Below are 25,450 nucleotides of genomic sequence, written 5' to 3' on the forward strand. Positions count from 1 at the left end.
ATTTTTTTGTCTCTATAATAGATTATAGTTGTGCGTTAATAGATACAAAAAATAAAACAAACAGTTTGTCGAGCGTTCCCTCCTTGGAGACATCATGACCACACCTGTACGCCAGCCCGATGGAATGGCAGAAGGCTGTCCTTTTCATCAGCCCGCTCATGCAACTAGCCATGCCACTAGCCAAACAACGCTGACATCACCGACGGGGTGCCCCGTCTCGAGTGATGCTGCTGCCTTTGATCCTTTCGGTGCGTCTTACCAGCTCGACCCCGCCGAGGCACTACGCTGGTCTCGCGAGCAGGAGCCGGTATTCTTCAGCCCTAAGCTCGGTTACTGGGTTGTCAGCCGCTATGAAGAAGTAAAAGCTGTTTTTCGTGACAATCTGACCTTTTCTCCCGCTATCGCGTTGGAGAAACTGACGCCAGCGCCTCCCGAGGCGGTAAAAATTCTCGAAAGCTATGGCTTTGCAATGCGTCGCACCATGGTCAACGAGGATGAGCCAGACCACATGGAGCGCCGCCGCCTGCTGATGGAGGCTTTCCTGCCTGAGAACCTCGAGAAGCATGAGGCATGGGTTCGCGAGTTAGTGCGTAGCTATATGGATCATTTCATCGATAAAGGCCGCGCGGATCTGGTAGAGGAGATGTTTCGGGAAATTCCCATGACCGTGGCGCTGCGCTTTCTGGGGGTGCCCAGCGAAGATGCCAAAGAGCTTCGCAAATTCTCCGTTGCTCACACGCTTAACACCTGGGGCCGCCCCTCGCCAGAACAGCAACTGAAGATCGCTGAAGACGTAGGGCAATTCTGGAAAACGGCGCAGACTATTCTCGATCGCATGCGTGAAGATCCAACGGGCGAGGGGTGGATGTATGATTCGATTCGTATGCATAACCAGCACCCCGAGGTTGTGCCTGAGAGTTACCTGCGCTCAATGATGATGGCGATTTTGGTAGCTGCCCATGAGACGACGGCTTTCGCCACCACGAACGCTTTCCGCATCCTGCTATCGAACCGTGATTCTTGGAATGATATCTGTGAGAACCCGACGCTAATTCCCAGCGCCATTGAGGAGTGTCTCCGTGCCGCTGGCTCGGTGGTGGCTTGGCGACGTATCGCTACTGAGGATGCTGACGTAGGGGGTGTGACGATCCCCAAAGGCGGCAAACTGTTGTTGGTGCAAGCGTCGGCGAACCGTGACCCACGACATTTTGAAAACCCTGACGAGTTTGATATCTACCGCCATAACTCAGCAGAGCATTTCACCTTTGGTTACGGTGCGCATCAATGTATGGGTAAGAATATTGCCCGCATGGAAATGCGTATTATCCTTGATGAATTTGTCCGCCGTTTACCCCATATACATCTCATTGAGGACCAAGCATTCGAGTATCTGCCCAATACGTCTTTCCGTGGTCCAACCTCGCTTTGGGTGGAGTGGAATCCTGAGCAGAACCCTGAACGTCGTAACCGTGCGGTACTTGAGAACCCGACACATTTCCATATTGGTGCGCCTATTAAAGAGGATATTGTGCGTCGGGTTTTAGTCGCTGAGGTAGAGCGCGAAGCCGAGGAAGTCGTTCGGATCGATCTTGTCGACCCCTATGGCCGTGAGTTACCGGACTGGTCACCTGGCTCACATGTCGAGCTGGTCTCAGGCGAATGGCGGCGCTATTACTCGCTGTGTGGAAAGCGCAATGACCGGCATCGTTTGTCTATTGCTATTTTACGTGAGCCTACGGGGCGTGGCGGGTCATTACATTTTCACGAAATGATCAAACCAGGTGACGTGCTGCACATTGCTGGCCCAAAGAATCATTTTCACCTGGATGAGACGGCAGAACGCTATACCTTGATAGCAGGCGGTATTGGTATTACGCCGATTCTTACCATGGCGGATAAACTTGAGGCATTAGGTAAACCTTACACACTCCACTATTGCGGCGCCGGGCGGCAAACCATGGCCTTTTTGGAGCGCGTCGAGCGTGACCACAGCGCAGCGCTAACCGTTCATGCAAGCGATGAGGGCTGTCGGCTTGATATCTCGACCGCACTTAGTAACGTAGCCAAGGGTGACCAGGTCTACTGCTGTGGCCCTGAACGAATGTTAGAGGCGCTCGAGGTATTGGCGCAGAACTGGCCTGAAGGCGTCTTACATGTTGAGCATTTTTCGGCTCGCTCAAACATCCTTGATCCTGAGCAAGAGCATGCCTTCGAGGTAATGCTTAGCGACTCTAACGTGACACTTCAGGTCGGGAATGACCAGACCTTGCTTGAAGCACTGACAGCGTTTGGCGTTGATGTGCCCAGCGACTGCTGTGAAGGTTTGTGCGGTACCTGTGAAGTCGCTGTTGTCGAGGGGGATATTGATCACCGTGACTTGGTACTCAGCCGTGCTGAGCGGGCTGCCAGTGATCGTATGATGACCTGCTGTTCGAGAGCTAAGGGGGATCGTCTTGTACTCGCTCTCTAATCGCTAACAATTTACCAGCAACAACTAACAACACTAAAACGCAAGACGTTGCACGCTAATCCTGTAATCAAAGAGAGGACATTAATAATGAAAAAACTCGCCACACTGACAACACTGTCTGCCTTGATGGCATTAGGCACTTTACAGCATGCCACCGCCGCGACTGAATTGCAGATTAGTACTTGGGCGGGCCCTAATCACGGCGTTAACACTATTGTTTGGCCAACATGGGGGAGTTGGGTTGAGGAAGCTACCGAAGGGCGCGTCACTGTTAACGTTGTTCACGATATGGGGCCGCCAGGCTCACAAATGGAATTAATCGCAGATGGCGTTGCCGACGTTACTTGGCTTTTTCATGGCTTAATGCCGGGGCGTTTCGAACTGACCAAACTGCCCGAGCTACCCACGTTTGAGGATTTCTCGTCCGAGTCTGCGTCGGTGGCTTATTGGCGCACCCATAACGAGTTCCTAGCCGAGGCTAATGAGCACCGAGGGGTTGAGGTGATCGGGGTTGGGGTACATGGGCCGGGTGCGCTTTATCTTGGCGAAGAGATTGATAGCCTTGGCGACCTAGACGGTAAGCGTGTTCGCATTGGTGGCGGCATTATGGCAGACATTTCGAATGCACTTGAGCTGACCGGCGTAGCACTACCCCCCGCCAGCACTTATGAGGCTGCTACACAGGGCGTTATTGATGGCGCAATGCTAACACTTGAAGGGCTCAAAAGTTTTCGTCTAGCGGAAGTGTTGCCCTACACCGTTCAGATGCCGGGTGGTTTTTATCGAGGCAGTTTCTCGCTGGTTATCAACCCTGATACATGGGCCTCGCTTTCTGAAGAGGACCGCACAGCCATTGAAAGCGTGTCGGGAGAACGACTTTCTCGTTTGTTTGGCTACATGATGGATGTGGTGGATGAGCGTGGCGTCGAGTTCGCGCAACAGCAGGGCAACACGTTTGTGGAACTGCCCGCCGAAGAGCTTGAGCGTTTCCAACAAATAGCCGCAGATCTTCCAAGTCAGTGGGAGGCCGAGGCTAATGAGCGTGGTGTTAACGGTGAAGCCGCACGCAGTTTCTTCCTGGAGCAGCTCGACGTTATAGATAGTGAAGAAGGGTTGAGTGCTGAGGAAGTGGTTGACCAGAGCATGTGATGTGTCCCTGCCCGAGGCGCTGTTGTGCTTCGGGCAGCGGGTTATTTTTTCTGTAGGTTATCGACAGAGATCTCGACATCCTGAGGGCGTTGTAGCACGTTAAGCAGCACGATAGCGCGTTCTTCGCCTTTGCAACGTTTGAAAACGGCTTCTAGATCTTTGAAGGGGCCGTCGGTGATCGTCACTTTTTCCCCAGCGCAGAAGTAGCTGTGGCTGCCTTCTTGATGATGCGGCTGTGCGCGAAGGGTATCTACCAGGGCATTCGGTACGGCGATCGGCGTGTTGCCAAAGGTGAGTAGGCGCAGCACGCCGCGGGTAGAGCGAATTGGCCGCCAGTTGCTGACGGTCTGATCCAGCCGAATAAACAGGTAATAGGGGAAAAGTGGCTCGGTTACCAGCGTGAGTTTGCCTTGGCGCTTACGTTTAGCGTTTAGCACTGGGTGGAACACCTCGTACCCTTGATTGGTGAGGTGTTCTGCGGCGCGAAATGATTCGCCGCCTTTGCATTGAATCACATACCAGCAGGGGTTAGCCCGCTCTGCTTGGGTTTCGAACTCCTCCATAAATCACCCTTTGGCGTTTGCGAGCAGTAGCGCGAGTGCATCCAGCGTTTGGTCAACATGGTCTTTCGTGTGTTCACAGGAAAGAAAAAAGCGTAGTCGAGCACTTTTTTCAGGAACCGCAGGATACAGAATAGGCTGCACGTTAATGTGCTGTGCAAACAGCGCATGGGAGAGGTGTGCCGCGAGCGGCGAGCTACCCACAATAACGGGTACGACGGCAGAGCCAATGCTATGACCGGTGTCCATTCCCCTGGCTTGAGCCTGCTCCAGGAAGTAGTGCGAGATTGCCTGTAGCTGGGTAACGCGCTCGGTTTCCTGGGGCATTAATTCCAGTACTTTAAGCGAAGGCGCGGCCACTTGGGCGGGCATGCCGACACTGTAAAGAAAACCGGGTGCAAAGTAGCGCAGTGTTTCAACCAGCGCTTTATTGCCGGCAATATAGCCCCCGCAGCCTGATAGCGTTTTGCTCATAGTGCCCATCCATATATCAACATCGGCTGGGTCAATCGCAAAGTGTTCTCGTAAGCCTAGGCCAGTGTCGCCCATGACGCCAAACGAATGCGCTTCGTCGACCATCAGCCACGCCTGATGGCGCTGCTTTAGTTCAATAAAGCGGGGTAGGTCGGGGATGTCGCCATCCATGCTGTAAAGCCCTTCAATGACGATAAGAACGCGTTCAAATTGATGGCGATGGCGGCTTAACAGAGCATCGAGTGCGGCGGGATCGTTATGGCTGAAGGATATACGCTTGGCGCCGGAAAGCTGTGCGCCGACTAACGAGCTGTTGTGGATGTACTCGTCGTGAAGCACAAGGTCTTTAGGGCCCAATAGGTAGCCAAGGGTAGACACATTTGTTGCGTGACCGCTGACAAAAACAACCGCGTCTTCAACACCATAGATGTTGGCGATTGCTTGCTCTAGTTCGCCGTGAATAGGTCGTTCACCCGAGACGACGCGACTGGCAGAAACGGAGGTGCCGTAGTGAGCCGCTGCGTCGGATGCCGCTTGAACCACCCGTGGGTCACCGGAGTAACCCAGGTAGTTGTAGCTGGCGAAATTAATGCACTCATGCCCATCAATCACGCTGGTGGCACCGGCGAGGCCGTCATGGACTTTAAAGAACGGGTCTATCAGCCCGAGCTGTTTAGCGCCCTGGCGCATCATGACTAGCTGCTGATAACCCGGGTGGGCATCAAATCGTGTAAAGCGCTCGGGAACAGTCCGAGTTGCCTCGACGCCTGAGATAGCAGGGGCCTGGGTGCTGGTGGCACGGGGCGTTGGGCGCTTGCGTGCCTGTTCCAGCAGCTGTCGTTTCAGTTCAGAGCGCTTTACGGTCATGGTGTCTCGGTGGTAGATGTTGAAGCCGACTCATTGTTGAGCCCGTCCGCCCCGTGGCGAGCGGCCAGAGAGGCTAACGCATCTTGTGGCGCTTCTTCAACATCATTGTCATGCTGATGTAATTTTTGAATCAGCACACCTGCCAGTTTGCTAAGTGTTGACGCTTCACTCAACACCATCACCGGTACTTGCACGTTCAGGCGGTTCTCGATGGCGGTCATCAATTCAACGCCCATGAGCGAATCAAACCCCATATCGTACACCGAGCGATTGATGTCGATTTTCTCTTCATCAATCAGCAGGATACTAGCCAGTTCTGCGCGCAGTAGGTCGGTAATGGTGCTGTGCAGCTCTTCCGGTGAGAGGTCGGCCAGTAGCGCGCTGATATCGTCATCGTGGTCAACGCTGCCATCATCATCGCTGGTGCGGGCAATTTCGTTAAATCGTGGTGCCTGGGCGGTGGGCAAGAAACGCGCCAGTGCTCCCCATTCAAGCTCAAGAACACCAAGGCTTGGCCCAGGCGTCAGCAACATTTGTTCGAGCACCTTGAGGGCGTCATCAGAGCGCAGCGCAGAACCGCCTAAGCGCTCTTGCAACGCATCGCGGGTGCGCGTGTTGCGCGCCAGGAAACCGACATCTTCAATAGCCCCCCAGCGGACGCAGGTAGCGGGTAGTCCAGCGGCGCGACGGCGGGCAGCAAAGGCTTCTAGCCAGTGGTTGGCGGCAACGTAATTGGCCTGTCCTGGGTTACCAAATAGCGTGGTCGCCGAGGAGTAGAGCACAAAGAAGTCGAGTGAGATATCCTGGGTGAGAGCATCCAGGTGACGGGCACCGTCAATTTTAGGAGCCAGCACCTTTTGAATACGCTCGGCATCTAAGTTGCGAATCAAGCCGTCGTCGATCACTGTGGCGGCATGCACGATGCCACGCAGCGGGCTAAGTTCGCGTTGCACGCGCGCCATAACGCTTGCTAGCGCGTCGTAATCGGTAATATCACAGGCTGCAGCCAGTACCTTCACGCCTTGGGCTTCAAAGGCCGCAATAGCGGCTTGGGCTTCTTCGCTAGCGGGGCCGCTGCGGCTTAGCAGGATAAGCTGACGTGCACCTTTGCTGACTAACCATTGAGCCGTTTTTAGGCCAAAGCCACCCAAGCCGCCGGTCACTAGATAGCTGGCGTCGGCTGAGAGTGTCATAGCGCCGGTGCCTAATAGCTCGTTACGCGGTGGAGCAATCGGCTGTTCGTAGGTGACTACCACTTTGCCGATCTGGCGTGCTTGCTGCATATAACGGAAGGCATCAATCACTTGGTTGTGACTGAACGCCGTGAACGGCAGCGGGCTGAGTGTGCCATCGTTAAATAGCGCCATCATTTCACCGAACAGGCGCTGGGTGAGGGCAGGCTGCACTTTCATCAACTGGTCGGAGTCGATGCCGAAGTAGCTTAAGTTGTTGCGGAACGGGCGTAGGCCAATATGCGTGTTTTCATAGAAGTCCCGTTTACCTAATTCCAGGAAGCGACCAAACGGACGTAGTGCGCGGAGGTTTTGGTTAATCGCTTCGCCTGCCAATGAGTTCAGTACGACATCCACGCCTTCGCCTTGCGTATCCTCTAGGATCTCTTCGGCAAACGTCAGCGAGCGGGAGTCGTAGATACGCTCTTCACCCATAAGGCGCAGGAAGTCGCGCTTCTCTTCAGAGCCAACGGTGGCGTAGATATCGGCACCCAGCCACTGGGCAATTTGCAGCGCGGCAATACCCACACCGCCAGCGGCACCGTGAATCAGCACTTTCTCACCGGGCTCCAGACGTGCCAGATGTTTTAGCGCGTAGTACACGGTGAAGAACGTGGTCGGTATCGTCGCGGCGGCAGCATAGCTGACGCCTTCAGGCAGAGGTGCGACAGCGTGCTGGCTGGCAATCAGTTGGTCGCTGAAGCTAGCGGGTCCAAAGCCCACGACCGCCTGGCCAGGAATGACGTGTTGAACATTGGCACCAACAGCAAGCACCTCGCCCGAGAACTCAAGCCCCAGGGTCGGGCCAGCGAAGCCATTTTCAATCGCTTCATCAGACAGTAAGCCCAGGGTGTACATGACATCGCGGAAGTTGAGTCCCGTCGCTTTAACGCGAATTTCTACCTCATCCGCGCCAAGTTCAGGCAGTGGGCGTGGCCGCCACTGTAGCTGACGCAATTGCCCGGGTAGGGCAAAGCCCAGCGTCATTGCCTGATGAGGCGCAGTACTTGCCTGCTTGACCGGGTGAGGAGCAGGCAGGGTGCGCAGGCGGGTAGCAAACCGCTCGCCTTCAACCGTTATTACCAGCTCGTTTTCGCTATCTGGCGTAGCAAGTGACGCTGCAAAGGCGTTTAACGTCGCATCGCTGGGCGCGTTGGGTAGATCGATCAGCGTGACGCTATGGCCAACCGCTTCATTGGCGAGCGAACGACCAAAGCCCCATAGCGCGGCGTCATCGCCTGTACTGGCAGCCTGGGTCGGTAGCCAAAGCGTGACACGGCTGCCTTGGCTTTCCAGCCCACTGGCTTCTAATGCCAGTGACCACTGTTGTGCCGTGTGGCAGCGCTGAGTTTGAGCAGCGGTTGTACAGCCCTTAAGCCCACGCAGATCGATCACATTGAGTGCGGCAGGTACGTCTTGGCGTTCACCTAACGCTGTATTTAACAGGGCTTGCGGGATTGCGTCGCTGACGGTTAGCCATGTATTGGCGGTGCCTAACCGCTCTGCGAGCTGGGCAGCAAGTGCTTCGTGCTCAGCGTCAGAGACAATCAAATGGTAGGCCTCTGCTGGCGTTGGCGTCAGCGAGTCATTGTTTGCTGTGTACTGGCCATGCAGTAGGTAAGCACCATTCTCTTCCAGCTCAACCGGCGGCGAAACGCTGAGACCTTGTTGCGCTAACCATTCGACTAGGTTGTCTTGTTCCAGGGCAGTTTGGTCGATGCCGGGAGTGGCCAGTAAGTCATCAAGCCAACGGCTCGGGTGAACACCAATCAGCATTACCTGGGCGCCAGGCGCAAGCTGGCCAGGCAACGCCTCAATCAACTGGCGGGTACGTTCAGGCTGGGTCACGTCCACGCTGATAAACGCCAGCTGGGCTTTCTCAGCAGGGCTAAGCGTCGGCAGTGAATCTTCCAGTGGCTGAATATCCATCAGCGGGAAACGCTCTTGCAGCTGTTCCGCCTGATGGCGAGCCGTGTCGCTGGTAGTGATGGCACGGTAGTGGTGCGCATCTTTAGCGATAGCCGTATTCGCTAGCTGTTCAAGCAGTCGCTGGCCAAGAGCGGGGGTGCAGGGGCCGGCTTCTAACAACTGCAGCCGCTGACCGGCGGGCAGCGTGGCTAGCGTAGCTTCCATTAATGCGCCAAGCTCGGCAGCTAACACTTGCCAGCCGCTTTCGCCGATAAGGACGCGATTAATGCCTGCTAGGTGCTCAGCGGTAATGCCTAGGCTTTCAAGCGTGTCGTTGCCGCTGGTCAATTGCTTACGGTGTAGCCCTAAGCGACCCACCATATGAATCGGGGCAAAATAATCGGGGTAATCCTGCACCAGTAACTGCCAAATGGTTTCCGGTGCGAGCTGATCTTCGCCAGCGTTAACATTAACACCAGCAAAGGCTTCGCTAAGGCTATCGAGCAGCGGTGATACTTCTTGGGCATAGCGTTGACCGGTACTGGCGGTAAACGCATCGCTTAGCCCAGCCAACCGGGCGATTGCACTGCCTGGCAGTGAAAGCGTCGCAGCGTTTAGCGGAGCAGGCGTTAACTCTACATCCAGGTAGCTAAAATGCTGGTGATGGGCGCGGTTTAAGCGAATCGCCTTGAAGCGGGTTTCGCTAAGCACGGCCACGGCGTTACCGGCAGCGTCATACAGTTCGAAGTCGGCGGTGAAGGAGTGGGGCGCGCGCTTACCCATGACTGCTCGCGCTAGCACCGGGGCACCGGCTTCAGCGTTCACCTGGATGCGTCCAACACGAACCGGCACGAAGGCTAGCTGGGCTGCAAACTCGCTGTGCTGAGCCAGCAGCGGAATGAACATCTGAAAAGCACTATCCAAAATGCCCGGATGAACGTGCAGCGTATCGAGCTGCGACTGGACACTATCGGATAGGGTAATTTCACCAATAACGCTGTCGCCTTCAATCCAGCCACGGCTAATGGCTTGGAACGCAGGTCCGTAATGCAGCCCGATACGTTCGGCCATCTGCAAGTGCTCGGCCAGGGTATAGTCTGGCGCGCGGCTTGGCAGGCTTGGTGCTTTTCTGTTGAGCAAGAAGCCGCGGCTTTCGCGCATGCGGCGGGCAACGGCATTTAGCTGCCATTCGCTACCGGTGGCTGGCTCGCGGGAGTGGATGGCTAAGCGGCCGTCGTCTGGATCCAGCGTTAAGCGCATGGTGCGCCCGTTGTGGCCATCCAGCAGTAGCGGAGCGCGAATCTCCAGCTCTTCAATGTCCAAAAGCGGTGTGTCTTTCTGCTGCAGGGCCGCTGCTAGCGTTAGCTCGACAAACCCCGCGCCCGGGAAGACGGCGCCTTCGCCGACGACGTGGTCGGCCAGCCATGGCTGGCGCTTGGTATCCAACTGGCTTTCCCAGGTGTGATCCTGCTGCGCCAATGGGTAGCCAAGTAGCGGGTGCTGATAATAGCGGGAAAGCAACCCTTGACCATCGTTGGTGCCTTGCACCCAAAGCTGGGTGCGTTGCCAGGCGTAGTGTGGCAGCAGGGCGCGCTGGCCTTCTACGGGGAAGAAGTGGTGGCTATCGAGGCTTAAGCCGCTTAGCAGCACTTGGCCGAGGCAGCGGATTAAACCATCTGCGCCTGACTTATGCCGTTCAATGGTGCCTAGCACTAACCCGCTGCGCTCTTGCTGGCGTAAAGAGTCGTTTAGATAGCGGCGCAGGATGGGGTGTGCACCGACTTCCACAAAGACGTTGTAACCCTGCTCAATAAGCACCGTAGCGGCGTTATCAAATAGGACGGGCTCACGAATATTGAGCCACCAGTAATGGGCATCCAGCTGTGTGCCTTCACTGATGGTGCCGGTAACGGTGGACACATAAGGAATCTGCGTGGCGCCTGGACGAATGTCAGCCAAGGCTTCCACGACGCCTGCTTTGATGCTGTCCATGGCGGGGCTGTGGAAGGCGTAGTCCAGTGGCAGGCGCTTTGCGAAGGTGCTCTGTTCGCTAAGGGCTGCTTCAATGGCGCTTAGCTGGTCACGGTCACCCGCTAACGTAATGCCTTTGGGGCTGTTAATGCCTGCCAGGCTAATGTTGCTAAATTCGGCTTTTTCAAGCCAAGGGGCGATCTCTTCCGCGCTGATGGCGACAGCAGTCATTTCCCCAAGGCCACGGGTTTTGCCCTGGTAGAAGCTGCGGTAATAAATAACTTTAACGGCGTCTTCTAACGTTAATGCGCCGGATGCCCACGCGGCAGCAACTTCGCCAACGCTGTGGCCGAATACGGCGGTGGGCACGATACCCTTGGATTTAAGCCATTCGGTTAACGCGACCTGCAGTGCGAACAGGGCGGGTTGAGCGATTTCGGTGCGCTCAAAGCGGCCTTCTTCGCTGGATTCTTCCTGGTTACGGCCCGCAAGCTCGTCACGCAGCGAAAAATCACCATGCTTCTGGAACAGCGCATCCACACGATCAATGGCGTCGCTAAACGCGGGTTCGCTGTCTAGCAGGTCATGCCCCATGGTTTCCCATTGGCAGCCGTTACCGTCGTAAACAAACACCGGACCCCGGGCGTTAGCTAAGCGCTCCAGTGTCACAACGCTGTTGGCTTCACCTTCAGCAAACTGGCTGAGCGCGCTGGCGGCGGCTTCCGGTGTTTGGGCGAAACACAGCGCGCCAAAGGTGTGTTGTTCGCGGTGGCTGTTCAGCGTGTGGGCGATATCATAGAAAGCATGGTCGCTTTCGCGTAGGAAGTTAGCTAGCCCACGGGCATTCGCCGCCAAAGCTTCCTGGCTTCGTGCGCTAACGCGAACGGGTAGCGCAAAATCGGGCACTTGGCGGGGTGCTGGTGCTTTTTCGGGGGCACTTTCCAGGATGACGTGAGCGTTGGCGCCACCAAAACCAAAGGAGTTAACGCCAATGACCAAGCGGCCTTGCTTTTTGAGCGCTTGGGCTTTGGTGACAACGCTAATGTTCCACTCATCAAATTTGATGCGTGGATTAAGATTGCGTATGCCAATCGTAGCGGGCACTTCACGGTGCTGCAGGCTGTACAGCGCTTTAGCAAGCCCGGCAACGCCTGAAGCCGTTTCTAAATGACCCAGGTTGCTTTTCACTGAGCCTATCAGCAGTGGTGTTTTACGATGCTTGCCGAGTGCTTCGCCGATAGCTCGAGTTTCAATGGGGTCGCCAACGGCGGTGCCGGTGCCGTGAGCTTCAAGGTAGTCGATCTCGTCCGGCGAAATGCCAGCATGTTCGTAGGCACGGCGCATTAAATCAATTTGGGCGCTGGGGTTGGGCACCGTCAGGCCAGATTTGTGGCCGTCAGTGTTCACCGCTGAGCCTGCTACCACGGCCAGGATATTGTCGCCATCGGCCACGGCTTGATCATAATCTTTTAGCAAAAACAGCCCGGCACCCTCGGAGCGCACGTAACCATTACCGGCCTCATCGAAGACTTGGCAGCGGCCGGTGGGCGAGAGCATGCTGGCCTTAGAGAAAATAATAAAACCATAGGGGTGCAGGTGCAGGCTGATGCCACCTGCTAGCGCCATATTGGTTTCGCCGCTGCGAATCGATTGGCATGCCTGGTGGAAGGCCACCATGGAAGAGGAACAGGCGGTATCCAGCGACATGCTGGGGCCGTGTAGATCAAAGACGTAAGAAAGTCGGTTAGAGGCGATACTTGAGGTATTGCCTGTCGCGGTCGAGGCATCAATCGCCGCCATGTCATCGGCAAGGCGATAGGAATAATCAAGGCTGGCGATGCCAAGGAAAACGCCGCACTGGCTGCCGCGCAGGGTGCTGGGCACGATGCCCGCGCTTTCCATGGCTTCCCAGCTAAGCTCTAACAGCATGCGCTGTTGCGGGTCCATGTTCGCCGCTTCACGGGGCGAAATGCCGAAAAACTCTGCGTCGAATCCGCTGATATCGCCTAGGCTACCCGCGGCAAAGGTGACGCTGGTGCCGGGATGGCGTTTGTCCGGATGCTGGAAAGCATCGAGGCTCCAGCGGCCGGGGGCCACTTGGGTGACGAGGTCTTTTTCGGCTTGCAGGTCCTGCCAGAACGTTTCAGGTGTGGTGCCGGGGAAACGATGGGCGGCGCCGATAATGGCAACGCGTTTAGTCATTCTTGCTCCTGAGGTTCTGGTTCTGCCTTGATCACATCGCTACTTATATCGCGTCCAAACGCTCGTTTAAATAGGTAGACGCCAAGTTCGTTTGCTTCCAGCGTGCACGACGTGCGCTCAATAGGCGTCTTATCATGCAAATTACGATCTACTTCCGTTGACCATATCATGTACGGGGTGCTGCTAGCAGGAGGCGAATAGTGCCTATATGCGGCAGGCAGTATGGGTACGTGGTCACCGTACCAGCCCAGCAGCCCTGGTCTTATAGCAGAGTTTAGCGCTGCTTTAACGCTTCCGAGCATTTTATCTGATTCACCCAAATGGTGCAGGTAAACAGCCAAATCGCGTAAATGATGCGGTAGCGGCCACGGCGCTGCTGGCAATGTTGACGCTACACTGGCCTTTTCCGGTGCTTCTAAGTGTAAAGGGCCGTGATTCTCCATGGTAATCACAAACACAAAGAGAGGCCTATTATCGTTATCTTCAAGCAGGCGTCCAACTCTTCGTGCAACGGCTTGGTCGCCAATGTACTGACCATGCTTATCCTGGCTTTCGAATGCGCTAATGTCGATAAACGTCTCAAACCCCAGTTTGGGAATAACGCTGTCTCGCATGTAGAAGGTAGCGGGATAAGGATGAACACAAACCGTTCGATAGCCTTGGGCTTTGAATGCGCTAGCAATGCTGGGCAGTGTGTGGCGCGACAGCGTACGGTAAGGATTAAACTGGCGCGGTCCCCAGGCATCAGGCGCTAGGCCCGTTAAGACAGCGCATTCGGTGCGCACCGTGTTTGCGCCCCATGCGGGCACATTCAGCGCTCCCTGCACGACAGCTTCCTGGCAGGTAGCATCATAATTCGGCAGTAAGTCAGCGGCAATCTCGCTACACCATGGGCGAGGATCAAAAAACGATTCACTTTGTACCAGTACAACGTTTGGCTTGGCCGCATCGGCGTCTAGCTCAAGGCTGTGCTGATCAAGTGACGTATGTTGAGCAAGTGGCTGAAAGGGCGATGCATCGGCTGTGGGCGGTTGTGAGCGCATCAGGGCAATGCCGTATGCCCACAGGCTGGAAAATAGCCCCAGTCGATCTAGGTCAACGGTAGGGGTAAGCGTGATAGGCGGCAGTTTGCGCCACCCTAGCCAAACGAGCAGCGTACCGGTTGCTATCAGCATTAGGCTATTCGCTAGAAACGCTGTGCCGCCCCATTGGCGGACCAGTGATGGTTCAAAAACCAAAAAGCTACCAATGGCAACCGCACCGGCGCTGCTAGCCGCAATGGCGAGACCAATGCCGAAAAAAGGCACGTACAGACGCGGGTGCAAGATAGCATCCCAGAAGTATTCAAAATCGTGACAGATAAAGGGTTCGTTCAGCGTGCGTGATTTAGTGTTGCTGGACTGCACGACCACGAGTTGCAGCGATAAGATAAAAACAACAGCAAACCAAGGGCGTTGCAGAAGCAGCATAAAGGCGCCAAACAGCAGTAACCAGCTACCAAGGTGCAGCGTGTTTGCGGCTATGCCGCGTTTCCAAAACGGTTGTGGGCGAGGGCTCAGCAGCGCCTCGAACAGCACACTACCTAACAAGCCTACTAAAAGTGGGCTAATAAAGGTGGATGATAGAAAGAACGCCACGCTACGCGCCCCCGATATGATTAAAGCCAAGGCGTTTGATGAGCCATTGAGAAATGCCTGCCGGTAGCACGGCCAGCCACCAAGTACCGAAATTCAGCGGGAAGGGAAAGCTGATACGGGCGCGGTTAGCGGTGATGCCACGTTGTATGGCGTTGGCGGCCCGCTCTGGCGGCCATTCCCAAGGCTTGGGGCCAGGCATGGCATTGCACATGGCGGAAGTGACGTAGCCAGGCATTACCACGGTCACACCAATGCCATGGGGTTCGAGTAAGCCTCTTAGACCTTCTCCGTAGGCTTTGATGCCTGCTTTGCTGGCGCTGTAGCTTGGCGTTGTCGGTAGGCCGTGCCAGCCCGCCAACGAGCTAATAAACACCAATTGACCGCTGCCGCGTGCTTGCATGGCGGGAACCAGTCGTTGGGCCATTGCAATGGGGGCTTTTAAGTTGACATCGAGTAGCGCTTGAACCTCGTCCCACGGTTCTAGCGTGTTTGCGCTTGGATGAGTATTGATACCCGCATTGGCAATCACAATATCTGGAACGTGCTCGGCACATAGCGCATCAAGCCATGCGTTGAGCTCGCTTGCGTCGGTCAAGCTGGCTGATGATAGCGACACCTGTGCGCCTTTTTCTCGACACGCCATCGCCAACTCTTCAAGCGCCTGCTGGTTGCGGCCATGTAGCACCAAGTGCGTAGCAGGGGCTGCATAAGCACGGGCTAGCGCCCCGCCTATTGCACCGGTGGCACCGGTAATCAGTACGCAGCGGGGTGCATTAGCAGGGCAAGAGGTCGTTACATCAACGTTCACACCAACGCTCACAGCAACGTCTCCAGTGGTGAAGGGCAGGCTTCTAGTATACGCGCTGCATTGTTCACCGCTAAATCGATACTGGGTTGGCAGTAAAAACCACCATTAATTTGCGTCGTGTACATCACCGTGTTGCGAAAATAGCCAAACAGCGCTTGGCTGGGCAGCGGCGGTTGGTGCCAAAACTCATCTAAAGAGCCTTCGTAGGTGAGGCCCGCTAAATTGTAGATGGGGTCGCTGAGCGCAAAGGTAGGGCACTGTTTTTCAAGAGAAACAATGCCGACCGTGCTGTTTACTGTGACGGTGCCCGTGGCGTGTTTAAGCAATGGATTGAGATTGCCTGACTCTAGGTAAACGATGCGTCCATGTAGGCCGTAAAAACCTTCCAGCCGTTTAATAATGTTCGGGTAATTAACCAGCCCCATATCCAGCGGGTGGTTTTTTATACACAGCAGCGCATCACTAGGGGCGTGTAGCGCAAATGATCCCATCACGTGATCCATCACCTCTTCCATATTGGCATAAGGTGAGTGGTCGCGAATCTGCGCATCGGTGTTGAGCTGCAGCGGCAACATAAAATAAGGCTTTCCGCCTTCGATAAGATTTTTAATCCGCGCAGCATCACGCTTTTTCCAGTACTTAAGTAAGGTAAAGCGTTTGGCGTAGCCCGCATACTCCACCGGCGCAGTGATGGGCGCATGGTTACGATAGTGGGGAGCCACCAGGGGATTCGCTAGCCCCGCTAGGTGATAGCACATGTCGTGAGCGGCACGGATTTTAAAAGACGAGCGAAAGCGAACCGGTGCAGGGAGTTTGGGCAGCGCTTTACCCGTTTCAAAAAACCACTTGGGGTCTCTGGGGAGTAGTGAGTGGCCATTAACACCCTCGCGTTCAAGGGTGACCCAGAAAGGGCGAAAGTAGCCTTCTTCAAAGACATGGGTACGAATGCCAGCCGCGGCTGCCAAGTCAACCGCGGGGCGGTGAATCGGACGCCGGTCACCAAACAGCACCTGATCAGTAATGTCGTAACGTTGCCACAACGACTGGATATAAGCCGGTAGCTCGCTAAGCGGGCCGCGAAACAAATGGTTTTGGCTGTGGGTACGCTGCCAGTAGACGATATCGCCAGCGTTGAAGTTAACCTTTACCACGCGGTGACCATCGTCGGTTAGCCGACGGGCGAGACGCTGGTAAAAGGGCGAGCAGACGCCTTGGAGAAATAAGAATGCACGCTTTTGCTTCAACTTAATGACTTCCAATGAATAAGTTACGATAGCAGCGATATAGCCGCTGCTTCCATGTAAGCATGTGTTTTTGAGACTTAACTTGTTCTAATTTAGCCTGCTCCAACAGGCTGACTACCGTTTCAGCATTACACAGCTGTCGAGAGCCGGGATCGACATAGCTTGGGTATAGCAGCAGTGTTCCTGCGACTAGCGCATCCAGCGACAGCGCCCGGTTGCGTCGTGGGCAGTGCATGGCATCCTGGGTTAGCCCCCAGCCAGCGTAAAACGGAAGGCCATAGGTGCATACCAGGCGTCGACGAAGTAGCGCTTCAAAGCCAGTGAGCGAGCTCATGGTATGCACCGCATCAACGCGTGCTAACAATACGGTGATATCGATATGACTAGCGTCGAGATCATACAGGCGTTTGGCGTTGGTATCGAGTGCTCCGATACGCGCACCGGTAATCACGTCAGGGTGGGCTTTGTAAATAATAAAAGCATCGGGGTTGGTGTCCCGTACGGCTTTTAACAGCGCACTGTTAGTACTTATCTCTGGCGACCCTGTGGCAATTGACGCATCGCTTTCTACCTGGCCAGGCACCAAAATAATGTGCTTATTGGCGGGCAATTCAATGGCTGCTTTGCCCGGTACATTATATTTGGAAAGCTTCAATGCGACCAAACGTTCGCGCAATCGTTCCGCTCGCTCTAATAAGTCATCGCTGAAATCAGCGCTATTGAGCAACGTTTCAAGCTCGCTGGGCTGGCTTGGGTCGTAGTAAATGCCCTGTCGATCAATGACCAAAGAGAGTGGCTGAGTGAGGTCTACCCCCAGGCCCACGGAGCGTATAAAGCCGTCTTCCATTCGCCATAGTGCATCTAGATGGTCTCGGTGGCGGGCTTTAAAGTCATCGTTAATACGGCTGGACCACACCAGTAGGTTGGGTTTTTCAGCCTCCGTTGAGAAAGCGGCTGGCAACTCTTTTTGATATTCAATGCTTGCCGCTGGGCCAAGAAAGTGGCCAATGAAGCGCTTCTTCCATGAAGAGAAGCCACAGGCTAACCACTCACCACGCAGGCGCTCTTGCTGACGCTTTTGGTCGGCAATCAGAGCAATCGTTTCTTCCAGCGTCGCGGCCTTGCCTGTGTAGGGGTTGGCATATCGGGTGTAACGAAGATAGGCGGCGGCAAATACCTCTTCCAAACGCCGAGAGACTCTTCTACGTGTACAGCTGAGCTGATCGTGCGTTAATCCCCATCCCGCATAGAAGGGCAGGCCAAAGCAGTGCACTTGCTTACCGGCCATCAAGGCTTCGAAACCTAACTGGCTGGTGACGACATAAACGGTTTTGACTCGGTCAAACAGTGCCCAGGGGTTAATGTTATCGCTGATGATATGGCAACGAGGGTGATCGTGAGCATCTGCTAGATGCCCCTGCTTTTTGCCTGCGATAACGTCAGGATGTACTTTAATAAAAATATCGGCATCAGGGTGGTTGTTTAAAGCGCAGGCTAACATTTGCCGAAAACTGTCTGCGTTAGCGCCGCCATAGTGAATAGAGGCATCGCCTGCCGTTTGATCCACCACTAATACATTGTTAGTCCCAGAGACAGTGTCAGTCCCAGCAACGGGAAGCGAGTAATCAGGCGCGTGGTTGTATTTCGATAAGCGATAACGCGATAGTTGCTCAATGCAGCGCGTGGCCTGGGCAAGCTCTTCGGCGTCAAAGGTGGCATGATTGAGCCAGTTTTCTAAATCACTAGGTCGAGAGGCGTCATAATAGATGCCCGTGTAATCGACGACCATGCTATGCGGCTGATAGCCTTCGACGCCTAGTCCTAAAGAACGAAGAAAGCCATCCTCAAGAGCGACATACGGAAGGCGGTGACGAGCGGCATAATGGCGAGCACCATCACTTGTGGGTTTGAGCCCCCAGCCAATCACCGCATTCGGTTTCGAGCTCAGTGGCCTAATGCGTGAAAAATGCGAGTATTCAGGCAAAAAAGAAGCAAGCGCGTTGATCTTGGTAATACCGGGAGATGTATAGCCTGCTATTAGTTTTGCCATGAAAGAGCCGAAATAGTGTCAAAAACAAGCGGAAATATAAACGCAAACAATTAAAGCGGCGAACATACGTGAAAAGGTCTAGCTTATCAATTAAGCCTAAAGTGGTCTTACGGTAAGAGGGTTCCTTGTTACATAATGATACATATCAAAAGCACAACCACGTTGAATTTCACCAACGCGCACTTCTTCCTCCATTTTGGTAAGTTGTCGGTTTGTAACGCGATTGGGGCAGGCTCATTGAACGAGGACGTAGCAAGCGTTAATAAAATGGTGGTGATTGGTGCGTCTGGCTGCTGCCTGCAAACGATCGATGTTTAGGAAATCGATGCTGAGTAAATCAATCCTTAGTTCTTTAAAAGGCCGGCTGCTGCTGGGGCTTTTGTGTGCGCTGTTGATACTGGCTGGGTTGGTATTAGGGATGGCGTGGCAGGTGGGCAAAACCATGGTGCAAGAAGCGAATATGGCCCACATGCGTTATGAAGCCGACCTGATTGCGGACGAAGTTACCCAGCAAATCGACCACCGCTTTCAAGCGTTAGAGCGACTAAGCGACATCCTTGGAATGTCGAACGACCCTGAATGGCTTGGCTATGAGCTGCGCAAAAACGATGCACTATTGGCATGGTTCGACGCTATCGTTGTCAGCAATAGCAACGGCAGAATTGTGTCTGATTGGCCAGCAGTGGCGGGGCGTGTAGGCCTTGAAACAGCAGAACTTGAATATTTTAGAATGCTCAGAGGCACGCGAAGGCCTTATGTGAGCGAGCCGTTTGTTGGCCGGGCTAGTGAAATGCCAATGGTGTTAGTCAGTGTGCCCCGGCTAGACAGCGATGGGCGGTTCGGGGGCATGATTGGCGGGGTCGTCAGTTTAAATAGCAGTGGATTATTCAAACGCCTAGCAACCATTCGATTGGGTAGTGAAGGTTATGCCGCGGTTTCTACTGCCACTGGCCGAATATTATATCACCCGAATAGGGCGCTCATTAACAACGATAGCTTTGATGCAACGTCTATCCCGTTGTTGGACTTAGCGCTCGATGGCTGGCAGGGCGATGGCGTTGGTAAGTTGCTTGATGGCCGAGTGGGTCTACAGTCCTATGCGCAGGTATGGTCGGCGAACTGGGTGGTAGGGCTTTACCTTCCTCTAAAGCAAGCTCAATTACCGCTATCTGGTTTTATCCATAAGCTATGGTGGATTTGGTGCGCCGCTGCGGTCTTAATGATGCCTGTTTTATGGTGGTTGCTGGCACGTATTTTAATGCCATTAAATCTGCTTGAAACACAAATTGATGAAGTAGGGCTTGGCCGCCGTTCAGGCGTTGATCTTGCGACCAATATGCAAGAGCTAAAACAAGTAGCCAGTACCTTTAATCGTGTTGAGAACGAGCGTCAGCTGCTAGTAGGGCACCTTCAAGAGCGTGAAGCATTTTTGGATTCGGTGCTCAATGCCTCGCCCCAAGGAATGTTTGTAGCTGACTTTGGCGGCGACATTACCTATATGAACCCCGCGCTATTAGATATCTTGGGTATTGAGCCTGATCTGCCTATGGAAGCTTGGCTTGAGCAAATCCATATAGATGATCGTTCCGGCGCGAAAGATATGTGGATACATAGCTTAAAAACCGGCAATGACTACGTGCGTCAACTGCGCTTTATACGCAGTGACAAAGAGATGCTTTGGCTTGAGATTCACGCCCGTGTGGTCATGCTTTCCCAGGGGGGGAACTCGCTTGGCTTGGTGGGTGTGGTAAAAGACATTACCGAACGCCGAGAGCAGGAAGCGCTTCAACGTTGGGAAGCCGAGCATGATCCATTAACTGGTCTGCTCAACCGCCGTGGTTTTGAGCGTCGTCTTGAAGAGGCCTTTGCCGACTTCCGGAAAACCAGCACGCCGTCAGCGCTGCTACTGTTCGACCTTGATCACTTCAAGCCGATTAACGATGAAGGTGGACATGCGTTAGGGGACGAAATGCTGCGACGTATTGCCCAGGTAGTCGCGTGGGAGGTTCGCCGCAGCGACCACGTAGCACGCCAAGGTGGCGATGAGTTTGGGGTGCTGCTGCCGAGCTGTACCTTAGGCCAGGCAGAACGCATTGCTGAATCGCTACGCCAAGCGGTGAGCGAAGTGTCGGTTTCCCATGAAGGCAAAGAGTACACCGTGACGTTGAGTATTGGTGTGACCAGCTTCGATGAGAACGACACTAACTACAACGTGGCACTTTCCCGAGCGGATGCCGCCAGTTACGAAGCCAAAGCGCATGGACGTGACAGTGTGGTGGTCAAACTGCCAAAGGCACTAGACCCAATGTCGTTATTTGAATAACGGTGACATTTGAAGTGCCTTTGGCCTTTGCGTCTTCGGGTTAGTCTTCTACTAAGACCCTTATTTATTCCCATCAGTCGACAAACCCCGAGTGACGGTAGAATATAAGCGCCTGCTTATTCGAATGAGAGTGCTTTCGTGAACCTACTTGAGCTATTTTCCCGCACGCTGGATATCACATTACCTGTTTTTACCATGGTGTTCGTCGGCATCGGCTTAAAGCGCCTAAAGTGGATCGACAGAGAATTTGTTTCCACAGCGTCCGCTCTCGTCTTCAAAGCAACGCTCCCCACGCTGATTTTTTTGAGTTTAATAAAAGCTGATCTAAGCGTTGCGTTAGATGTGCCGTTACTGCTGTTTTTTGCCGCCGCGACACTTGGCCAGTTCCTGATCAGTTGGCTATGGGCGAGCTATCGGGTGCCTAAAGCCGACCGCGGTATTTATGTTCAGGGCGCGTTCCGGGGTAACTGCGGCATCGTAGGGTTGGCACTGGCAGCGGGAATGTACGGTAACTACGGGCTTTCTGCCGGTAGCCTGCTACTTGGCGTGGTGATTGTGATGTATAACGCGCTTTCGGTGGTGGCTCTGGCAGCTTACCAACCTGGGCAATCGACAAATTGGCGCAGCCTGTTAAAGCATATCGTCACTAATCCACTGATTATTTCTGTGATCGCCGCGCTGCCATTCACAGCGTTCTCAATTCCACTGCCCAGTTGGCTGATTACCTCAGGCGATTACTTCGCCTCGCTAACGCTACCGCTGGCATTGATCTGTGTCGGCGCCACGCTCTCGGTCGCCACCATGCGCAGCGGCAGCCAAATCGCATTAAGCGCCAGTAGCATGAAAATGATTGTGCTACCGCTGCTTTCCACGCTAGCAGCGTGGGCGGTGGGGTTCTCTGGAGAGCAGCTAGGGTTGTTATTTCTATTCTTCGCCAGCCCAACCGCCGCCGCCAGCTTTGTGATGGTAAAAGCAATTAACGGCAATGTAGCGCTGGCCGCCAATATCATCGCGATAACTACCTTAATGGCCAGCGTCACCGTCACCAGCGGTATCTTTGTGCTGCGCCTGCTAGGATGGATTTAACTGCGCGGTTGGCTGACACTCTCCAACACGCTATACTATGCGCCCCATAAGTCCCTGTAGCTCAGTAGGATAGAGCAGCCGCCTCCTAAGCGGCAGGTCGCAGGTTCGACTCCTGCCAGGGACGCCAACGGCCATTCTTGAGACGTCCTGAGAAGGCCTAAAAAAGAGTACAATACTCTGAAATACAAGGTTTTTGGCTCCTCATCGTTCCTCGCTGTTCCTTCCAAATCCCGCTGCTAAATGGTATACAGAATGGTATATGCCTCCATTCGAAGATGCTCGGTATACCGCCATGGCACTAACTGTTCGACAGATAAACTCAACCAAACCTAGCACGAAAATTTTAGCCCTCAACGATGGCCAAGGATTAGAACTTAGGATCTGGCCCGATGGCCGCCGTGGCTGGCGTTTGCGCTACACACGCCCTAACGGCAAGCGCAACATGATTAGCCTTGGAAAATACCCAGAAGTGAGCCTTGCTGAAGCCAGAGAGAAGCGGGCAGATATCAGACGGCTAGTATCCCAAGGCGTCGACCCCGTTGAGCAAAAGCAAAACGATAGGCGGCAGCAACAGTACGCTGCACAAAACACGTTTGAGGTGCTGGCCATGGAGTGGCACGCGAGCATGGTGCCGCGTTGGAAAGAGACCTCTAAGCGGGCCAACGATAGTAAGCGGGTGCTAGAAATGTACGTTTTCCCGAAGGTGGGTAGTCGCGCCATTGAGAGCATTTTGCCCCTTGAATGGCTGGAAATCCTGCGCACGTTGGAAGACTTGGGGAAATTTGAGCAAAGACGCCGCCTACATGCCTTCTGCAGGGATATCTATCGCTATGCCATCATAACGGGAAGGGCTAGTTTTAACCCTCTCACCGACCTCAATACAGCGCTTAAACCCTATAAGCGAGGAAGCTTTCACCACATATCTCAGGAGGAGCTACCCGAGCTTGTGCGTGATATTGAGGAATACGATAAAAGCCCGATGGTGCGTATCGGCTTAAAGCTATTGTTACTGACTGCTGTGCGCCCAGGTGAGCTGCGCATGGCTGAGTGGAAAGAATTCGACCTGCAAGCCGCTGTTTGGAAGATCCCCGCCGAGCGTATGAAGATGGCAAGGGCGCATCAAGTACCTTTGCCCACTCAAGCTATTCACGAATTGCGCTATCTGCACAAGTTAACGGGCACATTCAAATTACTGTTCCCAGGTCGCAACAACCCCCGTAAGCCGATATCCGATGCCGCCTTTAACATGGCCTTAAAGCGTCTTGGCTATGAAGGGCGGCACGTACCCCACGGCACTCGCCATGTGGTGGCCACCGGCTTAAAAGAGTTGGGCTACCCCAGAGAATGGATAGAACTACAGCTGTCGCACAAGCTGCCAGGGATCGAGGGCGTTTACACCCATGCCCAGCACATGGCCCCGGATCAACGGCCCGCCATGATGCAGTTTTGGGCGGATTACCTAGATAACATTAGCGCCGAGGTTTAAATGCGAATTAAGCTGCCTATCAAATGTCCTGAATGCGGAACGAAAACCCGGACTAGATCAAGCCGTAAAATGACAGATGGGTATCATGTTTTATACCAAGAGTGTACTAACAAGAAGTGTGGCATTAAGTTTAAAGCTGAGGAGGTATTAGGTGATACGACAATCGATGCAGTAGCGGAAAACTTCGATTTAACGAGTTTAAACCCCGATGCATGTGCGTTGATGATTATCGATCAGCAGCAGGCGGATATGTATTATCCCTATTTTAGAAAGCGCAATAACGAGCGCGCAGAGTACAACATGCATCGGCTGCTGAGTGCATGGCGTGAAAACTCGCTGCCTATCATCCATGTTCGTCATCTCTCTGGTGATCCAGAATCTCCCTATTCCCCCGGCCATCCTGGGGTCCGTTTTAAACTTGGTTTAGAGCCTCTCGCTAACGAAGAGATTTTCGATAAAAGCATCACGGATGCTTTTTTACGCTCCAACATTGAGGATTGGCTGCTTAAGCGATCCATTCGCCAACTCGTAGTGGTGGGATCGACCAGTGAAGGGGCGGTAGAGGCGACGGTAAGAAGCGCCTCTAACTTAGGGTTCACCGTATGGGTTCCCGATGACGCTTGCTACACCTTCGAGAAATTTAGTTACGACGCCGTGGATATTCTTCCCGAGACCATCCATACCCTTGCCATGACGAACCTGCACCAGGGTAATTCTACGGTAGTGGATACCACGTTAGTGCTTCACGCAATCGAGCATGCCATTGCTACCAAGGAGGGGTAGAGCAATGGCCAGCGCCGTAGCTGAGTGACGATTTAGGCAACTGCGTGTTGTAAATTTTCCGTTTTCTACAACAGGTGAATACTGGCTGGTTTTTATGTAACATTTTGAATTTAAAATACAAAATAAGTTTGCCCAACGGGTGACGCTTTATCAACGTGTTATAAAGAGGTTATTAAACACTTTCTGTTGTATATCCATACAGTTCTTACAACAGCGCTTTCTGGTAGTCCTCCTCGTTCCTCGTCAAGCTAGTGGTGTCTCAAGCGTAAGGCTTGCAACGTCACCACTAGCTGAAGGAACCCACCTTATGGCTCATCAACAACCAATGTCCTCTCTGTCATCCAAAGCCGCTTTGGATACGCGGCTAGCTGCCCGGAATCGTTCGCGTGCCATCCCGTTGTGCGGGAATCGTGGCACAACGCGCATCGATGGCGCGTCATTTCGATAACCGTCAAGCTTCATAGGGCCACTAGGGCACTTGCCTGGAATGACACCGCGAGGACACAAATCAATGCCTGAACTCACCACTCACACACCGCCTTTCAGAACGGTGAATAAGATCCAGCTAGGTAATCGTCTGCTGCGTCGCAAGGAGGTCGAGCAGAAAACCGGTAAAAGCCGTTCGGCCATTTATGACGGTATTCGCCAGGGCACTTTCCCGGCCCCAGTGCCGATTGGCGGCAAAAGCGTTGCTTGGCTAGAGGAGGAGGTGGATAGCTGGATTGCTAACTGCCTGGAGGAACGCAAACGCCAAACCTTGGGAAGCCGCCCAGCACCGCTACGCATGACCACACACCAACCGGAGCGCCACGTATGAGCCAGTTTGAATTCACCATTAACGGAACAACGCTGAAGCTCACCGCTGACGATGTGGTCAAGCTTGAAGCCGCCATGGTAGATGCCACCAAATCACCCAGCCGAAAGGCCTTCCGTAAAGGGTCGACTGGTGATATCAGCGCTAAATGGTTAGATGGCCAGCGTGATGGCCTGGAACGCTTCAACCGCCATCAGCCCCCCACAGAAATATTGACCGACTGCTAACCCCCTAAACCTGCCAATGCCATAACGCTGCTGGGCCAAGCCCAGCGGGTATGGGGAAGTTTTGTCCAGAGATCGCAAAAAAGGCCCCAGAGCGGGGAGCGCTGGGGCCAAAGGGAACAGATAAACAAGGAGAGATGAGTGAAAAATCTTAGCAGGGTG

Annotated in this window: 15 protein-coding genes and 1 tRNA gene; 9 read left to right on the forward strand and 7 right to left on the reverse strand. The window is 54.0% G+C overall.

Annotated features, from left to right (window positions below; genetic code table 11):
- The first annotated feature begins 94 nt into the window (after window positions 1-94).
- On the forward strand, window positions 95-2,470 hold the full coding sequence (locus CEK60_RS01370; protein WP_089037491.1) for a cytochrome P450/oxidoreductase: 2,376 nt from the start codon (window positions 95-97) through the stop codon (window positions 2,468-2,470).
- An 87-nt stretch (window positions 2,471-2,557) separates the two neighbouring features.
- Window positions 2,558-3,619: a TRAP transporter substrate-binding protein gene (locus CEK60_RS01375; protein ID WP_089037492.1), complete on the forward strand. Its 1,062-nt coding sequence runs from the start codon at window positions 2,558-2,560 to the stop codon at window positions 3,617-3,619.
- A gap of 41 nt (window positions 3,620-3,660) precedes the next feature.
- Here the strand turns inward: CEK60_RS01375 and rfaH are convergent, their stop codons facing one another.
- From rfaH to CEK60_RS01410, 7 genes are read right to left on the reverse strand one after another with little or no spacing between them, the layout of a single operon-like run.
- Window positions 3,661-4,182: a transcription/translation regulatory transformer protein RfaH gene (gene rfaH / locus CEK60_RS01380; RefSeq protein WP_089037493.1), complete on the reverse strand. Its 522-nt coding sequence runs from the start codon at window positions 4,180-4,182 to the stop codon at window positions 3,661-3,663.
- Window positions 4,183-4,185: 3 nt separating this feature from the next.
- Window positions 4,186-5,520 (reverse strand): aminotransferase class I/II-fold pyridoxal phosphate-dependent enzyme, encoded by a 1,335-nt coding sequence (locus CEK60_RS01385; protein ID WP_089037494.1) that lies wholly within the window; start codon window positions 5,518-5,520, stop codon window positions 4,186-4,188.
- Entirely contained in the window at window positions 5,517-12,833 is a 7,317-nt protein-coding gene (locus CEK60_RS01390) for a type I polyketide synthase (protein ID WP_089037495.1), read from the reverse strand. Before CEK60_RS01390 ends, CEK60_RS01385 begins: the two co-directional genes overlap by 4 nt.
- Window positions 12,830-14,470 (reverse strand): LTA synthase family protein, encoded by a 1,641-nt coding sequence (locus CEK60_RS01395; protein WP_089037496.1) that lies wholly within the window; start codon window positions 14,468-14,470, stop codon window positions 12,830-12,832. The genes CEK60_RS01390 and CEK60_RS01395 overlap by 4 nt, the downstream gene beginning before the upstream one ends.
- 1 nt (window position 14,471) lies before the next feature.
- A complete protein-coding gene (locus CEK60_RS01400; RefSeq protein ID WP_232471452.1) occupies window positions 14,472-15,290 on the reverse strand; it encodes an SDR family NAD(P)-dependent oxidoreductase in 819 nt (272 codons plus the stop codon).
- Window positions 15,287-16,522 (reverse strand): capsule biosynthesis protein, encoded by a 1,236-nt coding sequence (locus tag CEK60_RS01405; protein WP_089037497.1) that lies wholly within the window; start codon window positions 16,520-16,522, stop codon window positions 15,287-15,289. Before CEK60_RS01405 ends, CEK60_RS01400 begins: the two co-directional genes overlap by 4 nt.
- 1 nt (window position 16,523) lies before the next feature.
- Entirely contained in the window at window positions 16,524-18,572 is a 2,049-nt protein-coding gene (locus CEK60_RS01410) for a capsular polysaccharide biosynthesis protein (protein WP_089037498.1), read from the reverse strand.
- A 325-nt stretch (window positions 18,573-18,897) separates the two neighbouring features.
- On the opposite strand from CEK60_RS01410, the gene CEK60_RS01420 reads away from it, so the two are divergent.
- The 7 genes from CEK60_RS01420 (at window position 18,898) to CEK60_RS01450 (ending at window position 25,291) form a co-directional block, all read left to right on the forward strand.
- Window positions 18,898-20,895 (forward strand): sensor domain-containing diguanylate cyclase, encoded by a 1,998-nt coding sequence (locus CEK60_RS01420; protein ID WP_089037500.1) that lies wholly within the window; start codon window positions 18,898-18,900, stop codon window positions 20,893-20,895.
- 138 nt (window positions 20,896-21,033) lie between these two features.
- Window positions 21,034-21,981 carry an AEC family transporter gene (locus CEK60_RS01425; protein WP_089037501.1) on the forward strand — a complete coding sequence of 316 codons (948 nt, stop codon included), beginning with the start codon at window positions 21,034-21,036 and terminating at the stop codon, window positions 21,979-21,981.
- 50 nt (window positions 21,982-22,031) lie between these two features.
- Window positions 22,032-22,108: transfer RNA gene (locus CEK60_RS01430), tRNA-Arg, on the forward strand.
- Window positions 22,109-22,240: 132 nt separating this feature from the next.
- On the forward strand, window positions 22,241-23,467 hold the full coding sequence (locus tag CEK60_RS01435; RefSeq protein ID WP_089037502.1) for a tyrosine-type recombinase/integrase: 1,227 nt from the start codon (window positions 22,241-22,243) through the stop codon (window positions 23,465-23,467).
- The gene (locus CEK60_RS01440) at window positions 23,468-24,250 is read left to right on the forward strand and encodes an isochorismatase family protein (protein WP_089037503.1); all 783 of its coding nucleotides are present in this window, start codon (window positions 23,468-23,470) and stop codon (window positions 24,248-24,250) included.
- 511 nt (window positions 24,251-24,761) lie between these two features.
- Complete coding sequence (locus tag CEK60_RS01445) at window positions 24,762-25,067, forward strand: helix-turn-helix transcriptional regulator (protein ID WP_089037504.1); 306 nt, start codon at window positions 24,762-24,764, stop codon at window positions 25,065-25,067.
- Window positions 25,064-25,291 carry a hypothetical protein gene (locus tag CEK60_RS01450; protein WP_089037505.1) on the forward strand — a complete coding sequence of 76 codons (228 nt, stop codon included), beginning with the start codon at window positions 25,064-25,066 and terminating at the stop codon, window positions 25,289-25,291. Before CEK60_RS01445 ends, CEK60_RS01450 begins: the two co-directional genes overlap by 4 nt.
- Window positions 25,292-25,450: the final 159 nt, after the last annotated feature.

Source organism: Halomonas sp. N3-2A (assembly GCF_002216165.1).
Classification (GTDB): domain Bacteria; phylum Pseudomonadota; class Gammaproteobacteria; order Pseudomonadales; family Halomonadaceae; genus Vreelandella.